Origin of the sequence: Mycobacterium sp. 23 (genome assembly GCF_048287075.1) — a bacterium.
Taxonomy (GTDB): Bacteria; Actinomycetota; Actinomycetes; order Mycobacteriales; family Mycobacteriaceae; genus Mycobacterium; species Mycobacterium gordonae_B.
The window spans coordinates 1,057,477-1,073,784 of the sequence record NZ_JBLVUX010000005.1; the positions used below are offsets into that span (position 1 = coordinate 1,057,477).

A 16,308-nucleotide genomic window follows, 5' to 3' on the forward strand; every position below is an offset into this window, starting at 1 on the left:
CGCCGGCACGGCCACAGCCCCGCAGGGTCGATCTACCCGAAATTTGTCGACCTATCCGCCCGCACGGCGCTGATGAAAGCCACCAACCCGCGACACGATATTTTCACACAGGCTTCGGCGGGTACACGCAATCTGGGCCTGCATGCGCCAGCAATCCCGCACTAGGGTGGGATTGATCAGTTTGATGACCCCAGGACTGAGGACTGAATGACCACACTTGAAGAGATCTCCGCGCTCACCCAACCGCACCACCCCGACGACTGGACCGAGATCGATTCGGCTGCGGTCGACACGGTCCGGGTGCTGGCCGCCGACGCCGTCCAGAAAGTCGGCAACGGTCACCCCGGAACGGCGATGAGCCTGGCCCCATTGGCGTACACGCTGTTTCAGCGCGCCATGCGCCACGACCCCGGTGACGTCCACTGGCTGGGCCGCGACCGGTTCGTCCTGTCGGCCGGCCACAGCAGCCTGACCCTCTATCTGCAGCTCTACCTCGGCGGGTTCGGGCTCGAGCTGGAAGACATCGAGGCGCTGCGCACGTGGAAGTCCAAGACTCCGGGACACCCCGAGTTCCGGCACACCGCCGGCGTCGAGATCACCACCGGCCCGCTGGGCCAGGGATTGGCTTCAGCGGTCGGGATGGCGATGGCGGCACGCTATGAGCGCGGCCTGTTCGACCCGGATGCCGATCCCGGCACCAGCCCGTTCGACCACTACATCTACGTGATCGCCTCCGACGGAGACATCGAGGAGGGCGTCACGTCGGAAGCGTCGTCGCTGGCCGGGGTGCAGCAGCTGGGCAACCTGATCGTGTTCTACGACCGCAATCAGATCTCGATCGAGGACGACACCAATATCGCGCTGTGCGAAGACACCGCTGAGCGCTACCGCGCCTACGGGTGGCACGTCCAAGAGGTGGAGGGCGGCGAGAACGTCGTCGGCATCGAGGAGGCGATCGCGAACGCGAAGGCCGAGACCGGCCGGCCCTCGTTCATCTCGCTGCGCACCATCATCGGCTTCCCCGCGCCCAACCTGATGAACACCGGCAAGGCGCACGGCGCGGCGCTCGGCGACGACGAGGTGGCGGCCACCAAGAAGATCCTCGGCTTCGACCCGGACAAGACGTTCGAGGTCCGCGACGAGGTCATCGCTCACACCCGCAAGCTGGTGGACCGGGGCCGCGAAGCGCACCAGAAGTGGCAGACCGACTTCGACGCCTGGGCGGAGCGCGAGCCCGAGCGCAAGGCGCTGCTGGACCGGCTGACCGCCGAGGAGTTGCCCGAGGGCTGGGACGCAGACCTGCCGCACTGGGAGACCGGCGACGACGCCGTCGCCACCCGGAAAGCGTCCAACGAGGTGCTCAACGCCGTCGGTCCGAAGCTGCCCGAGCTGTGGGGCGGCTCGGCGGACCTGGCCGGCAGCAACAACACCACCATCAAGGGCGCCGAGTCCTTCGGTCCGCCCTCGATCTCCACCAAGGACTACACCGCGTCCTGGTATGGCCGGACACTGCACTTCGGGGTGCGCGAACACGCGATGGGCGCCATCCTGTCCGGCATCGTGCTGCACGGCCCGACCCGGGCTTACGGCGGGACGTTCCTGCAGTTCTCGGACTACATGCGCCCGGCGGTGCGGTTGGCGTCGCTGATGGACATCGACACCATCTACGTGTGGACGCACGACTCGGTGGGCCTGGGTGAGGACGGCCCGACGCACCAGCCGATCGAGCACCTTTCGGCGCTGCGGGCCATTCCGAACCTCTCGGTGGTACGACCCGCCGACGCCAACGAGACGGCGTATGCCTGGCGTACGGTGCTGGCCCGGGGCAACGGCAGCGGGCCGGTCGGCCTGATCCTCACCAGGCAGAACGTGCCGGTACTGGACGGCACGGACCTGGACGGCGTGGCCCGCGGTGGCTACGTGCTCGGCGGCACCGAGGGCGATGAGGAGCCCGACGTGGTGCTGATCGCCACCGGCTCCGAGGTGCAGCTGGCCGTCGAGGCAAAGAAGCTGTTGGCGGACAAGGACATTCTAGCGCGGGTCGTGTCGATGCCGTGTGTGGAGTGGTTCGAGTCGCAGCCCTCCGAATACCGGGACAGCGTGCTGCCCCCCTCGGTGTCGGCGCGGGTGGCCGTCGAAGCCGGGGTCGCGCAGTCGTGGCACAAGCTGGTCGGCGACACCGGCAAGATCGTGTCGATCGAGCATTTCGGGGAATCCGCCGATTACAAGACGCTGTTCCGCGAGTACGGCTTCACCGCCGAAGCCGTCGCTGCCGCTGCGGAAGAAGCACTGGATAACTGAGAAAAGGTGATCAGATGACCCAGAATTCAAACCTCGCCGCGCTCAGCGCCGCGGGGGTGTCCGTCTGGCTCGACGACTTGTCCCGGGACCGGATCAAATCGGGCAACCTGCAGGAACTGATCGACACCAAGAGCGTCGTCGGGGTCACCACCAACCCGTCGATCTTCCAGAAGGCGCTGGCCGACAGCGACACCTACGACGACCAGATCGCGGAGCTCGCCGAGCGTGGCGCCGACGTCGACGCCACCATCCGCACGGTCACCACCGACGACGTCCGCAACGCCTGTGATGTGTTGCGGCCGCAGTGGGAGTCCTCCGACGGGGTCGACGGCCGGGTGTCGATCGAGGTCGACCCGCGCATGGCGCATGACACCGACAAGACCACCCATCAGGCGGTGGAATTGTGGAAGATCGTCGACCGGCCGAACCTGCTGATCAAGATTCCCGCCACCGAGGAAGGCATTCCCGCCATCGCCTCGACTCTGGCAGAAGGCATTTCGGTCAATGTCACGCTGATCTTCTCCGTGGAGCGCTACCGCGCGGTGATGGGCGCCTACCTGGACGGACTCGAGAAAGCCAAGCAGGCCGGTCACGACCTGTCCAAGATCCATTCGGTGGCATCGTTCTTCGTCTCCCGGGTCGACACCGAGATCGACAAGCGGCTGGAGCAGATCGACTCCGAGGATGCCCGCGCCCTGCTCGGGCAGGCCGCCGTCGCAAACGCGCGACTGGCCTACGCGGCATACCGGGAAGTCTTCGAGGGCGGCGAGCGTTTCCAGGCGCTGCAGGCTGACGGCGCCCGGGTTCAGCGGCCGCTGTGGGCATCCACCGGCGTCAAGAACCCCGACTACTCCGACACGCTGTACGTCACCGAGCTCGTCGCTCCGAACACGGTGAACACCATGCCGGAGAAGACAATTGACGCCGTCGCCGATCACGGCACGATTCACGGCGACACCATCACCGGCACCGAATCCGAAGCGCAGCAGGTGTTCGACAAGCTCGACGCGATCGGAATCGACCTGACCGACGTGTTCCTGGTGCTGGAAAACGAAGGGGTGGAGAAGTTCGAGGATTCCTGGCGCGAGTTGCTCGAGGAGACGCAGGCACAGCTCGACTCCGCTGACAAATGAGCTGCGCCGGCGACGATCCAGAGCGCAGCGATGGGGAGGAGCGGCGCAAATGAGCCAAGCCGCCGACGCGCAGTGGCAGAACCCGCTGCGCGACAAGCGGGACAAGCGGTTGCCCCGAATCGCCGGCCCTTGCGGCATGGTGATCTTCGGGGTCACCGGCGACCTGGCCCGCAAGAAGGTGATGCCGGCGATCTACGATCTGGCCAACCGCGGACTGTTGCCCCCCACCTTCTCGCTGGTGGGGTTTGCGCGGCGGGACTGGGACACCGAGGATTTCGGCCAGGTGGTGCACGACGCCGTCAAGGAACACTGCCGGACACCGTTCCGCCAGGAGAACTGGGACCGGCTGGCCGAGGGATTCCGGTTCGTCCCAGGCGCTTTCGACGATGACGACGCCTTCCAGCGCCTGGCCGAAACGCTGGAGAAGCTGGACGCCGAACGTGGTACCGGCGGAAACCACGCGTTCTATCTGGCGATCCCGCCCAAGTCGTTCCCGCAGGTCTGCGAACAGCTGGAGAAGTCGGGACTGGCGCGCCCGCAAGGCAATCGGTGGAGCCGGGTGGTTATCGAGAAGCCGTTCGGCCACGACCTCAAGAGCGCGCAGGATCTCAACAAAACCGTCAACTCCGTCTTCCCGGAGGAGTCGGTCTTCCGCATCGACCACTACCTGGGCAAAGAGACGGTGCAGAACATCCTGGCGCTGCGCTTTGCCAACCAGTTGTTCGATCCGATCTGGAACTCCCACTATGTCGACCACGTCCAGATCACCATGGCCGAAGACATCGGCCTGGGTGGGCGGGCCGGATACTACGACGGCATCGGCGCCGCGCGTGACGTGATCCAGAACCACCTGATGCAACTGCTGGCGCTGACCGCGATGGAGGAGCCGGTCAGTTTCACTCCGAAGGCGTTGCAAACGGAGAAGATCAAGGTGCTCTCGGCGACCCAGCTCGCGCAGCCCCTCGACGAGACCACCAGCCGCGGCCAGTACACCGCCGGCTGGCAGGGCGGCGAGAAAGTGGTGGGACTGCTCGACGAAGAGGGATTCGCCAAGGACTCCGTCACCGAAACGTTCGCCGCGATCACCCTCGAGGTCGACACCCGGCGCTGGGCCGGCGTGCCGTTCTACCTGCGGACCGGAAAACGATTGGGCCGCAGGGTCACCGAGATCGCGCTCGTCTTCAAGCGGGCACCGCACCTGCCGTTCGACGCGACGATGACCGACGAACTCGGCACCAACGCCATGGTCATCCGCGTGCAGCCCGACGAGGGCATCACGCTGCGGTTCGGTTCGAAAGTGCCCGGCACCGCGATGGAAGTCCGCGACGTCAACATGGACTTCTCCTACGGCTCAGCGTTCGCCGAGGAATCGCCGGAAGCCTACGAACGGCTGATCCTGGACGTGCTGCTTGGTGAGCCCTCGCTGTTCCCGGTCAACGAAGAAGTCGAATTGGCTTGGGAGATACTCGATCCCGCGCTGGACAACTGGGCGTCGCACGGCAAGCCGGATCCGTACGAGGCGGGCACCTGGGGTCCCGAGTCGGCGTTCGAGATGCTGCGCCGGACCGGCCGGGAATGGCGGCGGCCATGATCCGCGCCGGCGATGAGGAGGAGCGGCGCCAATGATTCGCGACGGCGACGATGCAGAGCGCAGCGATGAGGAGGAGCGGCGCCAATGATTGTCGAACTACCGGACACGACCACCACGGCGGTCAACAAGAAGCTCGACGAGATGCGCGAGATGGCGGGCGTGGTCACGATGGGCCGGGTCCTGACGCTGATCATCGCGCCGGACAGCGACGCTGTCGTCGAGGATTCCATTCAGGCGGCCAACGACGCCAGCCACGAGCATCCGAGCCGCATCATCGTGACGATGCGCGGCAACGCGTACGCGGACGAACCGCGTCTGGACGCGCAGATCCGGGTGGGGGGCGACGCGGGCGCCGGTGAGGTGGTGGTGCTGGCACTTTCCGGGCCGTTGTCCGGGCACGCCGCCAGCGTGGTCATCCCCTTCCTGCTGCCCGACATCCCGGTCGTGGCCTGGTGGCCCGACAACGCTCCGGCGGTGCCTGCCCAGGATCCGTTGGGCAAGTTGGCAATTCGCCGTATCACCGACGCCACCAACGCTGTCGACCCGTTGGCGGCGATCAAGAGCCGGCTGCCCGGCTACACCGCCGGCGACACCGACCTCGCCTGGAGCCGCATCACGTACTGGCGTGCGCTGCTGACCTCAGCCATCGACCTGCCACCGCACGAGCCGATCGAGTCTGCTCGCATCAGCGGCCTGGAAACCGAACCCGCACTGGACATACTGGCGGGCTGGCTGGCCAGCCGGATCGACGGCCCGGTCCGCCGCGAGGTCGGCGAGCTCACCGTGGAACTGGTGCGCAAGAGCGAGACCATCGTGCTGAGCCGGCCGCAGGATGGAACCACGGCTACGCTGAGCCGCACGGCCAAGCCCGAGGCGTTGGTTCCGTTGGCGCGCAGGGTAACCGGTGAATGCCTGGCTGAAGACCTGCGCCGGCTCGACGCCGACGAGATCTACCACGCGGCCCTGGAGGGCATCAAGAAGGTGCAATATCAATGAGCTTCGATATCGAGGTATTTGCCGACAGCGAACGTCTGGCGCAGGCCGCGGCACAGCGACTCGTCGACACCATCAACGCGGCGTCAGCGGCGCGGGGGCGAGCACTGATCGCGCTGACCGGCGGCGGTAACGGTGTCGCACTGCTGCGCGAACTCGCGTCGCGGCCGGTCGACTGGTCCACGGTGCACCTGTTCTGGGGTGACGAACGCTATGTCCCCGAAGACGACGACGAGCGCAACGAGAAGCAAACGCGCGAGGCCCTGCTCGAACACATCGACATTCCCGCCAGCCAGGTGCACCCCATGGCGGCCAGCGACGGCGAGTTCGGCTCCGATCTGGAGGCTGCGGCCCTGGCGTACGAGCAGATTCTGGCGGCCAACGCCGAGCCCGGTGAACTGGCGCCCAGTTTCGACGTGCATCTGCTCGGGATGGGACCCGAAGGACACGTCAACTCCCTGTTCCCGGACACTGCCGCGGTGCGCGAGACCAGCCGGATGGTGGTCGCCGTGGATGACTCGCCCAAGCCACCGCCACAACGAATCACGTTGACCCTGCCCGCGATTCAGCGGTCCCGCGAGGTGTGGCTGCTGGTGGCGGGCGAGGGCAAGGCCGACGCGGTGGCCGCCGCCATCGGCGGTGCCGATCCCGTCTCGCTCCCGGCCGCCGGGGCAATCGGTCGCGAGATCACCCGCTGGTTGCTCGACGAGGGCGCAGCGGGCAAACTTCCCCGTTGACACGGCCCGGCTTCCGCCAGGGCTGTATCCCCCGGTGTCAAGCTGGTAATAATGACCCTCATGGCAGACAGAAGCGGCGGCCGCCCCACCCCAGCTCGGCAAAGAATGAAAACGCTCACCCAGGCGGCATTGAATGCAGACAAGACGGTGGAGCAGGTCGAAGACGTCCTGGACGGACTCGGCACATCCCTGGTGGAACTCAACAAGTCGCTGTCGGCCCTGAACAGCACCGTGTCGCGGCTGGAGACCGGGCTGGACCACCTGGACGGAACCCTGTCCAGCCTCGATGATCTCGCCAAGCGCCTGCTCGCGGTGCTCCAACCGGTGGAGGCCATCCTCGAACGCATGGACAACATCGTGAGCTGGGGCGAGACGATGATGCTGCCACTCAATGCGACCGAGCACGTCATGCGCGGGGTGATGGACCGGCTCCGCAATCGGGGCGTGCGCTGACTCCGTGACTCATCCGGTTCCCGCTCCACCACTCGCGGACGGTACCGGCCTGCCGTGGGATGTCGCCGTTGCGGATGCGGTCGCCACCATCGCCGCCGCCCGCGATCGGTGCGGCGACACGTTTGTGGTGGAAAGCGGCGCCGACCGCTACCTGTTCACCTTCTCCCCCGCGGGCGTCGAGTCGTTCTACGCCCTGCCGGAGGACAAAGCCAGCAAGGGCGTCGCCGACTTTTTGATGCTGCGCCGCAAGCTGCCCGACGAGATCTTCGCCGGCCGTCGTATCCTGCCCTCCAACCTTTTTCGCCGCGACGATGTCGCCGTCTATCTTGCGAACCTGGACGGCGCGCTGCGGGATACGACCGCCGAACTGGGTTCGGCCGGTTCGGTAGACGTCTTCGACCTCACCCGCCGGCTGGGGCACCGGATGGGCCTCGCATCGTGGGCCGGGCCCGGATGCTCCGAGGGTGCGGCCTTCGAGCGTCTGGTGCAGGCGTTCGACACCCTGGACGGCTCAGAGGCGTTCGTCCACCCTAACCGGATGGCGGCGGTGGCCGCCTCGGACAAACGCGCCGAGCGCGCTGCCCTGGACGACGTCACCGACACGGTGGAGGTCGCGGTGCGGCACTACCGCGATGACGGAAGCCTGTTCGGCAGGATTGTCGCCGCATGGGACTCCGAGCCTGACGAGGTCCGCGTGCGCGGCATCGCCCATGACGTCGCCCTGATCCACATCGCGTCCATGTCGAACCTGGCCGCCGCACTCGGCTGGGCCCTGGTCGACCTGGTCGAACATCCACAACATCAGCTACTAATCCGTAACGGCGACAAGGACTTCGCCCAGCGCTGCGCACTCGAGTCCACGCGCCTGGCGCAGCGCTCGATCATGAGCCGCACGGTGCTGGCGCCGGTCGAACTGGACACCGGCGAAATCACCTACCAAGTGCCGCCCGGCTGGACCATCGCCACCCTGTTGCCGTTGTTGAATACTTCTGCGGCACCCGGGCTGGACACGTGGGATCCGGAACGATGGACCCGCCACCGGCTCACCGACCCTCCTGACCTGCCGTCACCGATGCTGGTGACGGCGTTCGGCCACGGGCGGCATTCCTGTCCGGCGCAGCCTTTCGCACTGGCGGCGATGACGGCGGCGCTGACACGCTTGCTCGGTGAGTACGAACTGACCGCAGGCTGGAGCGCGCACCCGCGTCCGGTCCCGGCTCAGATCGGCGGAGTGGCGCGGGCCCACGGGCCCTGCCCGGTCACCTACACGGCCGTTCACTGATTCGGGCTCGTCGAAACCCCGATACGATCGCGTCATGTCCACCGTCGTTGCCTTCCACGCCCACCCGGACGATGAGGTGATCCTGACCGGCGGCACGCTGGCCAAAGCGGCCGCGGCCGGTCATCGGGTGGTCGTCGTCACGGCCACCGACGGACGGATGGGTGACGAGGACGACCGCACCCGCTTGGACGAATTACGTTCGAGCACAGGCATTCTCGGCGCGCACCGAACGGAGTGCCTGGGCTACGCCGACAGCGGCTACGGCCCCGAATTTTACCCCGACCCGCCAGGTCGGGTGCGTTTCGGTCGAGCCGACGTCGAGGAGGCCGCGCAGCGCCTGGCCTCGATCCTTCGCGCTGAGGACGCGCAGCTGCTGCTGAGCTACCAGGCCAACGGCGGGTACGGCCACCGCGACCATGTGCAGGTGCACCATGTCGGCAAACGGGCAGCCGAACTGGCTTGCACACCAAGGGTTCTCGAGGCAACCATGCCGCGCGAACTGCTGCGCCGGGTCAGCGATGTCTGCGGTGTGCTGCGTCTTCCGCCGCCTTACGACCGGGATGTGCTCGCCGACGCCTATGCGCCGAGTGCCAGCATCACGCACCGGGTCGACGTGCGCGCGGTGGCCCGGCAGAAGCGGGATGCGGTGGCCGCTCATCGCTCCCAGTTGGGCGCCGGTGTGGGTGCGCGGGTTTACCAGGTATTGCTGCGGCTGCCACCGCGGGTGTTGGCCGTAGTTTTCCGGCACGAATGGTTCGTCGATCCCACAGCGGCGCCAGGAAAGCTGCGGGACAGCATTTTTGATGACGCGGGCTGAGCGCCCCTCACATCTTGGTTGAGCGGGCCAGCACAAAGCTGTACAAGCCGTACGTGATGATCCCGGCACCGGCGGCGATCAGCAGCACCACTCCGAAGGGTTGAGCGCCGAGGGTCTTGAGGGCCCCGTCGAGTCCGGTGGCCTTGTTCGGCTCGGAGCGGGACGCGGCGACGGCCACCAGCACCAGGGATTGCCCGTTATCCGCTGTTACGTAACGCGCTGGCAAGTCCGTTCATGGTCAGCAGAATGCCGCGTTGCACCAACTCGTCGTCCTCACCCGAGCGGTAACGGCGCAGCAGCTCCACCTGCAGGTGGTTCAGCGGCTCCAGGTAGGGGAACCGGTTGAACACCGAGCGCGCCAGCGCCGGGTTGTCGGCCAGCAGGTCCTCCTGACCGGTGATGCGCTTGTACATCGCAATGGTGCGGTGGTGCTCGTCGACGATCTTGTCAAAGACCCTGCTGCGCAACGATTCATCGTCTACCAGCTCGGCGTAGCGGGCGGCCAGGCCGAGGTCGCTCTTGGCCAGCACCTGCGCCATGTTGGACAGCACGCTGCGGAAGAACGGCCACCGCTCGTAGAGCTCGTGCAGGACCGCCAAGCGGTCTTCTTCGCTGTCCGGTCCCTCGCCGATCCACTGCTCGAACGCCGTACCGGTGCCATACCAGCCCGGCAGCATCACCCGTGACTGGCTCCACGCCAGCACCCACGGGATGGCGCGCAGATCCGAGATCGATTCCGTCGGTTTGCGGGAGGACGGCCGACTGCCGATGTTCAGCGATCCGATCTCACTGACCGGCGTCGAGGCCTTGAAGTACTCGACGAAACCGGGTGTGTCGTGCACCAGTTCGGCGTAGGCGCGCTGCGCCAGGGTGGCGATCTCGTCGAGCACCGCATAGGCCGGCTCCGCTGCGTCACCGAGGCCCTCTACGTCGAGCAGCGTCGACTCCAGGGTCGCGGCCAGCAGGCTTTCCAGGTTGCGCCGGGCGGCCTGCGGTTCGGCGTACTTCGCGGCGATCACCTCGCCCTGTTCGGTGAGCCGAAGCGATCCGTTCACCGCCCCCGGTGGCTGGGCCAGGATGGCCTGGTAACTCGGGCCGCCACCGCGGCCCACGGTGCCACCGCGGCCGTGGAACAGCCGCAACCGGATTCCGCCCTTGCGGGCCGCTTCGACCAGGGCCAGCTCCGCCCGGTACACCGCCCAGTTAGCGGCCAGGTAGCCGCCGTCCTTGTTCGAATCGGAGTAGCCGAGCATCACTTCCTGCATGTCACCGCGAGCCGTCACCATGGCGCGGTAGAGCGGGAGATCCAGCATCGCCTGCAGAATCGACGCCCCGTTGTGCAGATCGTCGATGGTCTCGAACAGCGGCGAGATCCCGACCGGACAATAGGGTTCGTCCCCTGAAGCGTCCAGCAGCCCGGCCTCTTTCATCAGGATCGCGGCTTCCAGGACGTCCGACACCGACCGGCACATCGAGATGACGTAGTTGGGAACCGCTGCCGGGCCGTAGGTTTGGACGGCGTAGGTGGCGGCGCCGATGATGTCGAGTTCTTTGCGTGCCAGTTCGGACAGCTTCGCGCCGGGGCTCACCAGCGGACGTCGGGTGCTGAGTTCGCTGACCAGCAGCTCTACACGCTGGTCTTCGGGCAACGAGGCGTAGTCGGGGTGCACCCCGGACCAGGCCAGCAGTTCGGCGACCACCTCCTCGTGCACGTCGGAGTTCTGCCGGAGGTCCAGCGCGGACAGGTGAAAACCGAAGACGTGTACGCCTTCCCGCAACACGGCCAGCCGGTCGTCGGCCAGCACGGCGCTGCCGTGCGTACGCAGCGAGGTGTCGATGGTGTCCAGGTCCGCGCGCAATTCACCGGGCGTGGTGTAGGCCGGCAGGCCGAGGTCGAGCAGGTGCTGCGGCTGCTCATCAAGGAGCTCCCCGGCGGTCGCGCTCAGCCGCGACCGGATGACTCGCAGCGCGCGCCGGTATGGCTCGTCGTCGCGCGCCTTGTCCTGGCACCCTTCGGCCAGTTCGGCGAGTTCGGGGGTGACCGTGAGCAGCCGTGACGACATCGACAGCTCCTGCTCGAGCTGGTCGAGTTCGGACAGGTAGTGAGAGATTGCGGTATAGGCGGCGCTGCCGGTGGCCAGCCGGACCACGTCGGCGGTGACGTTGGGATTCCCGTCACGATCGCCGCCGATCCAGGAACCCGGCTGCAACATCGGCCCGGACAGCAGGTCGGCGTCGGGCCAGCGGGCCCGCAGTGCCTCCCGGACTTCGGCGTTGACCTTGGGCATCACCTCGAAGAACGAGGCCGGGTAGTAGCGCAGTCCGGCCGCGATCTCGTCGCTGATCTGCAGGCGGGATAGCCGGATTATCGCGGTCTGCCACAGGGTGAGGATCTGGCGGCGCAATTCGGTTTCAATGCTGCGGCCGCTGTCGGTCTGGGTGTGGCCCTCCGCGTGCAGACGCATCAGCTCGGTGATGCGGTGCTGGGTGACGAAGACGGTGCGCCGCCTGGTCTCGGTTGGGTGGGCGGTGATCACCGGCGCCACCAATGCACCTTCGAGCGCTGCGGCCACGGTCGCCGAATCCAGTTCGGCGCGATCGAGTTTCGCGTAGGTGGCGGCCAGGCTGCTGTCCTGGGGCGGCTCGCCGGCGGCAACGTGAATGCTGCGACGGCGCTCGCGGTGGATGTCCTCGGCGACGTTGGCCAGCAACGCGAACTGCGTGAACGCCCGGATGACCGGGATGGCCTTCCGGATTTCGATGCCGTCGAACATGCGCGACACCTCGTTGCGGTCGATCTCCGATCGCCGCACTCGGAACGATTCCACCCGCGCGCGTTCAACGAGCTCGAACACCTCGTCACCGTTCTGCTCCCGCACGGTGTCACCAAGGATGGCACCCAGCATCCTGATGTCGGCGCGCATGGGCTCGGTCGCCTCGCGCCCCAGCTTGGTGCGATGGACGTCGCCGATCGGGTCCAGGGCGGTGTCGGTCACGTCAACCATGGGTCTAAGTATCGGTGCAGACCGTCGAGTCGGCTATTTGGGCACGATCCGCGGCCCGTCGCTTGCCGGTGGCGAGCGTTTTGCCCGCGTTCGGTAGGCTGCCCGTTATGGAATTGGCTCTACAGATCACCCTGGTGGTCACCAGCCTGCTGGTGGTGCTGCTGGTGCTACTGCACCGCGCCAAGGGTGGCGGCCTGTCGACGCTGTTCGGCGGCGGTGTGCAGTCGAGCCTTTCCGGTTCGACGGTCGTGGAGAAGAACCTGGACCGGTTGACGCTGTTCATCGTCGGCATCTGGCTGGTGTCCATCGTCGGCATGGCCCTGCTGATCAAGTACCGCTAGACGCGTCATGAGCTGGCCAGCCCAGCCGGGACAGCCCTCGTGGCCCGCTGAGGGCGTCGCGATCACCACCCAGTACATGCCGCTGTCGTTCATGTTGGCGCTGTTCAAGCCCAGGCTGCTGATCGACGGCTACGAGGGACCGCCGTTGTCGTGGGGACGCAACGTTGTGCCGGTGCGGCCCGGCCAGCACCGGGTCCATGTGCACGTGCCGTACTGGCTGCCGGCTCAGATCGGGCCGGCCGACACCCTGGTCGACGTCTACCCGGGGCACTGGGTGGAACTCGAGTACAAGGCACCGGTCTGGGGCTTCAGCGCCGGTTCGCTGGGCGCGCCGCCGCAGAGCTACAACGGCGTCGGCATCACCGTCGCGCTGATGGTGGTCCTGCTCGCTCTGGTGTTCGTCTTTCCGTTATTGCTGCTGCTCGTCGCGATCTGACTTACTCCGTCTAAATCACATGCGTCACTGCAGTACCGCCTGCGAACCATGAGGCTCTCCTGAATTGTGATACCGCGGGTGATATCACTGCGGTTTCAGGGATCTATGTGGCTCCCCCGCTTACGGCAGCGGTCCTCCGGCAGCGATCGCCGCCAGCGTCGCGAACTGCTCCCCGTCCAGCGACGCCCCGCCGACCAGACCGCCGTCGATGTCCTCCTGAGCGACCAGGTCGCCGACGTTCTTGGCATTCATCGAGCCGCCGTAGAGCACCCGGACGGACTGGGCGATCTGCGGTGAGGCCAGCGCGGCCAACTCATGGCGGATCGCCGCGCACACCTCCTGAGCGTCGGCCGAACTGGCCACCCGGCCGGTGCCGATCGCCCAGACCGGTTCGTACGCGATGACGACCTTGGCGATCTGCTCGGCCGACAGCCCGGCCAACGACCCACGCAGCTGTTCGACGTTGTGCGACACGTGGTTTCCGGCTTCGCGGACCTCGAGGTGCTCGCCGACGCAGACGATGGGGGTGAGCTCGTGCTTGAGCGCGGCCGCGGCTTTCGCGGCCACCAGCGCGTCGTCCTCGTTGTGGCAGGTGCGGCGCTCCGAATGGCCGACCACGACGAAGCTGCATCCCAGCTTGGCCAGGAATGCCCCACTGATCTCACCCGTGTAGGCGCCGGAGTCGTGCTGCGACAGGTCTTGTGCGCCGTAGGTCAGGCGGAGTTTGTCGCCGTCGACCAGGGTCTGAACGCTGCGCAGGTCGGTGTACGGCGGGATGACCGTGACGTCGACCTTGTCGAAGTACTTGTCCGGCAACGAGAATGCGATCTTCTGCACCAGGGCGATGGCCTCGAAGTGATTGAGGTTCATCTTCCAGTTGCCGGCGATCAAAGGCTTGCGGCTCACGAGTCACCTCCGGTCGGCTGGGGCTCACCGAGCACCTCGATGCCCGGAAGTGATTTGCCCTCAAGATATTCCAGCGACGCGCCGCCGCCGGTGGATATGTGCGAGAACGCGTCTTCGGGAATCTTCAGGGCGCGCACAGCCGCCGCGGAGTCACCGCCGCCGACGACGCTGAACGCGCCCTTACCGGTGGCCTTGACGATCGCCTCGGCAACGCCCCGGGTGCCCTCGGCGTAAGCCGGGAATTCGAAAACGCCCATCGGCCCGTTCCAGAAGACCGTTCGCGCGTTGGACAGCAACGTGGTGAACCGCTTGACGGAGCCCGGGCCGATGTCCAGGCCCATCAGGTCATCCGGAATCTCATTGGCGGCCACCGTCTGTGGTGGCGAATCGGCGGCAAACTTCTCGGTCACCACGATGTCCACCGGCAGCCGCAGCACGTCGTGATAGGTGTCCAGCAGCTTGCTGCAGGTGTCCACCATGTCCTCTTCGAGCAGCGACTTGCCCACCGAATAGCCCTGTGCGGCAAGGAAGGTGAAGCACATGCCGCCGCCGATCACGATGCTGTCGGCCTTGGTGGCCAGGGACTCGATGACGCCCAGCTTGTCCGACACCTTCGACCCACCCAGCACCACCGCATAGGGCCGCTCGGTGGAACTGGTCAGCTGCTGCAGCACCTTGATCTCGTCGGCGACCAGGTTGCCGGCATAGTGCGGCAACAGCGTCGCGACGTCATAGACCGAAGCCTGCTTGCGGTGCACCACACCGAAGCCGTCGGAGACGAATGCGCCACCGGGCCATACCAGTTCGGCGAGCTGCCTGGCCAGCGCGAGGCGTTCGCCGTCGTCCTTGCTGGTCTCACGCTTGTCGAAACGGATGTTCTCCAGCAGGAGGATGTCACCGTCGGTGAGTCCTTCGGCACGGGCCAGCGCGTCGGTGCCCACGACGTCTCCGGCCAACTGCACGTGCCGGCCCAGTTGCTCGCCGAGTGCCGCGGCCACGGGCGCGAGTGAGTACTTCGGGTCGGGCCCGTCCTTGGGACGTCCGAGGTGCGCCGTGACGACGACCTTGGCGCCGGCGTCCAGCAGGGCTTTCAACGTCGGCACCGAGGCGGTGATCCGCCCGGCGTCGGTGATGTTGCCCTCTTCGTCCAGCGGCACATTCAGATCGGAGCGCACCAGCACACCGCGGCCCGAAACACCCTCGGCGAGCAGGTCTTTGAGAGTCGGGACGCTCACGGCTAGAGCGACTTGCCGACGAGCTTGACCAGGTCGATGAGGCGGTTGGAGTAGCCCCATTCGTTGTCGTACCAGGAGACCACTTTGGCCTGGTTGTCGATGACTTTGGTCAGCCCGGAATCGAAGATCGAGCTGTGCGGGTCGGTGACGATGTCACTGGACACGATCGGGGCGTCGTAGTACTTCAGGATGCCCTTCATCGGCCCGTCAGCGGCGGCCTTCATCGCGGCGTTGATCTGCTCGGCGGTGCCGGGTTTGGCCAACTCGGCGGTCAGGTCGGTGACCGAGCCGGTCGGGATCGGCACCCGCAGCGCATAGCCGTCGAGTTTGCCCTTCAACTCGGGCAGGACCAGCCCGATGGCTTTGGCCGCTCCGGTGGAGGTGGGCACGATGTTCAACGCCGCGGCACGGGCCCGGCGCAGGTCCTTGTGCGGGCCGTCCTGCAGGTTCTGGTCCTGGGTGTAGGCGTGGATGGTGGTCATCAAACCTTTGACGATGCCGAACTCGTCGTTGAGGACCTTGGCGATCGGGCCCAGGCAGTTCGTGGTGCACGAGGCGTTGGAGATGATGTTCTGGCTGCCGTCGTACTTGTCGTCGTTGACCCCGAGCACGATCGTGATGTCTTCATCGGTGGCCGGCGCGGAGATGATCACCTTCTTGGCCCCGGCGTCCAAGTGCCCCTTGGCCTTGGCGGCGTTGGTGAAAAGACCGGTGGATTCGACCACCACGTCGACGCCCAGGTCACCCCACGGCAGCGCGGCCGGTCCCTCCCGGACCTCCAGCGCCTTGATCTTGGCCGGACCCACCACGATGGTGTCCTCGCCCTCCAGGCTCACCTCGTACGGCAACCGGCCGAGGATCGAGTCGAACTTCAGCAGGTGCGCCAGGGTGTGGTTGTCGGTGATGTCGTTGACGGCGATCACCTCGATGTCGGCGGTGCCCTGCTCCTGCTGGGCCAGCAGGGCCCGGTAGAAGTTGCGTCCGATTCGACCAAAACCGTTGATGCCAACTCGGACCGTCACGTGTCTCTCCTCTTTCTCGTGTCCGCTGGTAAGCGCTCGTGGTCAGCCTAGATCAG

General features: G+C 66.5%; 14 protein-coding genes and 1 pseudogene. 10 read left to right on the forward strand and 5 right to left on the reverse strand.

Annotated features, from left to right (window positions below; translation table 11 throughout):
• Positions 1 to 207: 207 nt before the first annotated feature.
• The 8 genes from tkt to ACNQS7_RS05970 all read left to right on the forward strand — a co-directional run bounded on the left by tkt (position 208) and on the right by ACNQS7_RS05970 (position 9,307).
• On the forward strand, positions 208 to 2,301 hold the full coding sequence (gene tkt / locus ACNQS7_RS05935; protein WP_418011828.1) for a transketolase: 2,094 nt from the start codon (positions 208 to 210) through the stop codon (positions 2,299 to 2,301).
• Between the two features lie 14 nt (positions 2,302 to 2,315).
• Positions 2,316 to 3,434 (forward strand): transaldolase, encoded by a 1,119-nt coding sequence (gene tal / locus ACNQS7_RS05940; protein WP_418011829.1) that lies wholly within the window; start codon positions 2,316 to 2,318, stop codon positions 3,432 to 3,434.
• Positions 3,435 to 3,483: 49 nt separating this feature from the next.
• A complete protein-coding gene (gene zwf, locus ACNQS7_RS05945; protein ID WP_418011830.1) occupies positions 3,484 to 5,025 on the forward strand; it encodes a glucose-6-phosphate dehydrogenase in 1,542 nt (513 codons plus the stop codon).
• Between the two features lie 84 nt (positions 5,026 to 5,109).
• Positions 5,110 to 6,021 (forward strand): glucose-6-phosphate dehydrogenase assembly protein OpcA, encoded by a 912-nt coding sequence (opcA, locus tag ACNQS7_RS05950; RefSeq protein ID WP_418011831.1) that lies wholly within the window; start codon positions 5,110 to 5,112, stop codon positions 6,019 to 6,021.
• Positions 6,018 to 6,755: a 6-phosphogluconolactonase gene (gene pgl / locus ACNQS7_RS05955; RefSeq protein WP_418011832.1), complete on the forward strand. Its 738-nt coding sequence runs from the start codon at positions 6,018 to 6,020 to the stop codon at positions 6,753 to 6,755. The genes opcA and pgl overlap by 4 nt, the downstream gene beginning before the upstream one ends.
• Before the next feature lie 51 nt (positions 6,756 to 6,806).
• Complete coding sequence (locus ACNQS7_RS05960) at positions 6,807 to 7,208, forward strand: ATPase (protein WP_418011833.1); 402 nt, start codon at positions 6,807 to 6,809, stop codon at positions 7,206 to 7,208.
• 4 nt (positions 7,209 to 7,212) lie between these two features.
• Positions 7,213 to 8,490, forward strand: a complete 1,278-nt coding sequence (locus ACNQS7_RS05965; RefSeq protein WP_418011834.1) for a cytochrome P450 — start codon at positions 7,213 to 7,215, stop codon at positions 8,488 to 8,490.
• A 34-nt stretch (positions 8,491 to 8,524) separates the two neighbouring features.
• The gene (locus tag ACNQS7_RS05970; protein ID WP_418011835.1) at positions 8,525 to 9,307 is read left to right on the forward strand and encodes a PIG-L deacetylase family protein; all 783 of its coding nucleotides are present in this window, start codon (positions 8,525 to 8,527) and stop codon (positions 9,305 to 9,307) included.
• Positions 9,308 to 9,314: 7 nt separating this feature from the next.
• On the opposite strand, the pseudogene ACNQS7_RS05975 reads toward ACNQS7_RS05970, so the two are convergent.
• A pseudogene (locus ACNQS7_RS05975) lies at positions 9,315 to 9,491 on the reverse strand (DUF1206 domain-containing protein); the annotation flags it as partial.
• Between the two features lie 13 nt (positions 9,492 to 9,504).
• Entirely contained in the window at positions 9,505 to 12,312 is a 2,808-nt protein-coding gene (gene ppc, locus ACNQS7_RS05980) for a phosphoenolpyruvate carboxylase (RefSeq protein WP_418011836.1), read from the reverse strand.
• 107 nt (positions 12,313 to 12,419) lie between these two features.
• Between ppc and secG the strand changes: the two genes are divergently transcribed.
• Positions 12,420 to 12,653, forward strand: a complete 234-nt coding sequence (secG, locus tag ACNQS7_RS05985; RefSeq protein WP_055579472.1) for a preprotein translocase subunit SecG — start codon at positions 12,420 to 12,422, stop codon at positions 12,651 to 12,653.
• Between the two features lie 7 nt (positions 12,654 to 12,660).
• A complete protein-coding gene (locus ACNQS7_RS05990) occupies positions 12,661 to 13,089 on the forward strand; it encodes a hypothetical protein (protein ID WP_418011837.1) in 429 nt (142 codons plus the stop codon).
• Between the two features lie 120 nt (positions 13,090 to 13,209).
• Here ACNQS7_RS05990 and tpiA read toward each other — a convergent pair whose 3' ends face one another.
• The 3 genes from tpiA to gap are packed head-to-tail and all read right to left on the reverse strand — an operon-like array spanning position 13,210 to position 16,252.
• Positions 13,210 to 13,995 carry a triose-phosphate isomerase gene (gene tpiA / locus ACNQS7_RS05995; protein ID WP_418011838.1) on the reverse strand — a complete coding sequence of 262 codons (786 nt, stop codon included), beginning with the start codon at positions 13,993 to 13,995 and terminating at the stop codon, positions 13,210 to 13,212.
• A complete protein-coding gene (locus tag ACNQS7_RS06000) occupies positions 13,992 to 15,230 on the reverse strand; it encodes a phosphoglycerate kinase (RefSeq protein ID WP_418011839.1) in 1,239 nt (412 codons plus the stop codon). The genes tpiA and ACNQS7_RS06000 overlap by 4 nt, the downstream gene beginning before the upstream one ends.
• Positions 15,231 to 15,232: 2 nt before the next feature.
• Positions 15,233 to 16,252 carry a type I glyceraldehyde-3-phosphate dehydrogenase gene (gap, locus tag ACNQS7_RS06005; protein WP_065162553.1) on the reverse strand — a complete coding sequence of 340 codons (1,020 nt, stop codon included), beginning with the start codon at positions 16,250 to 16,252 and terminating at the stop codon, positions 15,233 to 15,235.
• Between the last annotated feature and the right edge of the window lie 56 nt (positions 16,253 to 16,308).

Bases quoted from the DNA above. Each gene is read 5' to 3' on its own strand.
- tkt (WP_418011828.1), top strand. From the start codon at position 208: ATGACCACACTTGAAGAGATCTCCGCGCTCACCCAACCGCACCACCCC.
- tal (WP_418011829.1), top strand. From the start codon at position 2,316: ATGACCCAGAATTCAAACCTCGCCGCGCTCAGCGCCGCGGGGGTGTCC.
- zwf (WP_418011830.1), top strand. From the start codon at position 3,484: ATGAGCCAAGCCGCCGACGCGCAGTGGCAGAACCCGCTGCGCGACAAG.
- opcA (WP_418011831.1), top strand. From the start codon at position 5,110: ATGATTGTCGAACTACCGGACACGACCACCACGGCGGTCAACAAGAAG.
- pgl (WP_418011832.1), top strand. From the start codon at position 6,018: ATGAGCTTCGATATCGAGGTATTTGCCGACAGCGAACGTCTGGCGCAG.
- ACNQS7_RS05960 (WP_418011833.1), top strand. From the start codon at position 6,807: ATGACCCTCATGGCAGACAGAAGCGGCGGCCGCCCCACCCCAGCTCGG.
- ACNQS7_RS05970 (WP_418011835.1), top strand. From the start codon at position 8,525: ATGTCCACCGTCGTTGCCTTCCACGCCCACCCGGACGATGAGGTGATC.
- ppc (WP_418011836.1), bottom strand. From the start codon at position 12,312: ATGGTTGACGTGACCGACACCGCCCTGGACCCGATCGGCGACGTCCAT.
- secG (WP_055579472.1), top strand. From the start codon at position 12,420: ATGGAATTGGCTCTACAGATCACCCTGGTGGTCACCAGCCTGCTGGTG.
- ACNQS7_RS05990 (WP_418011837.1), top strand. From the start codon at position 12,661: ATGAGCTGGCCAGCCCAGCCGGGACAGCCCTCGTGGCCCGCTGAGGGC.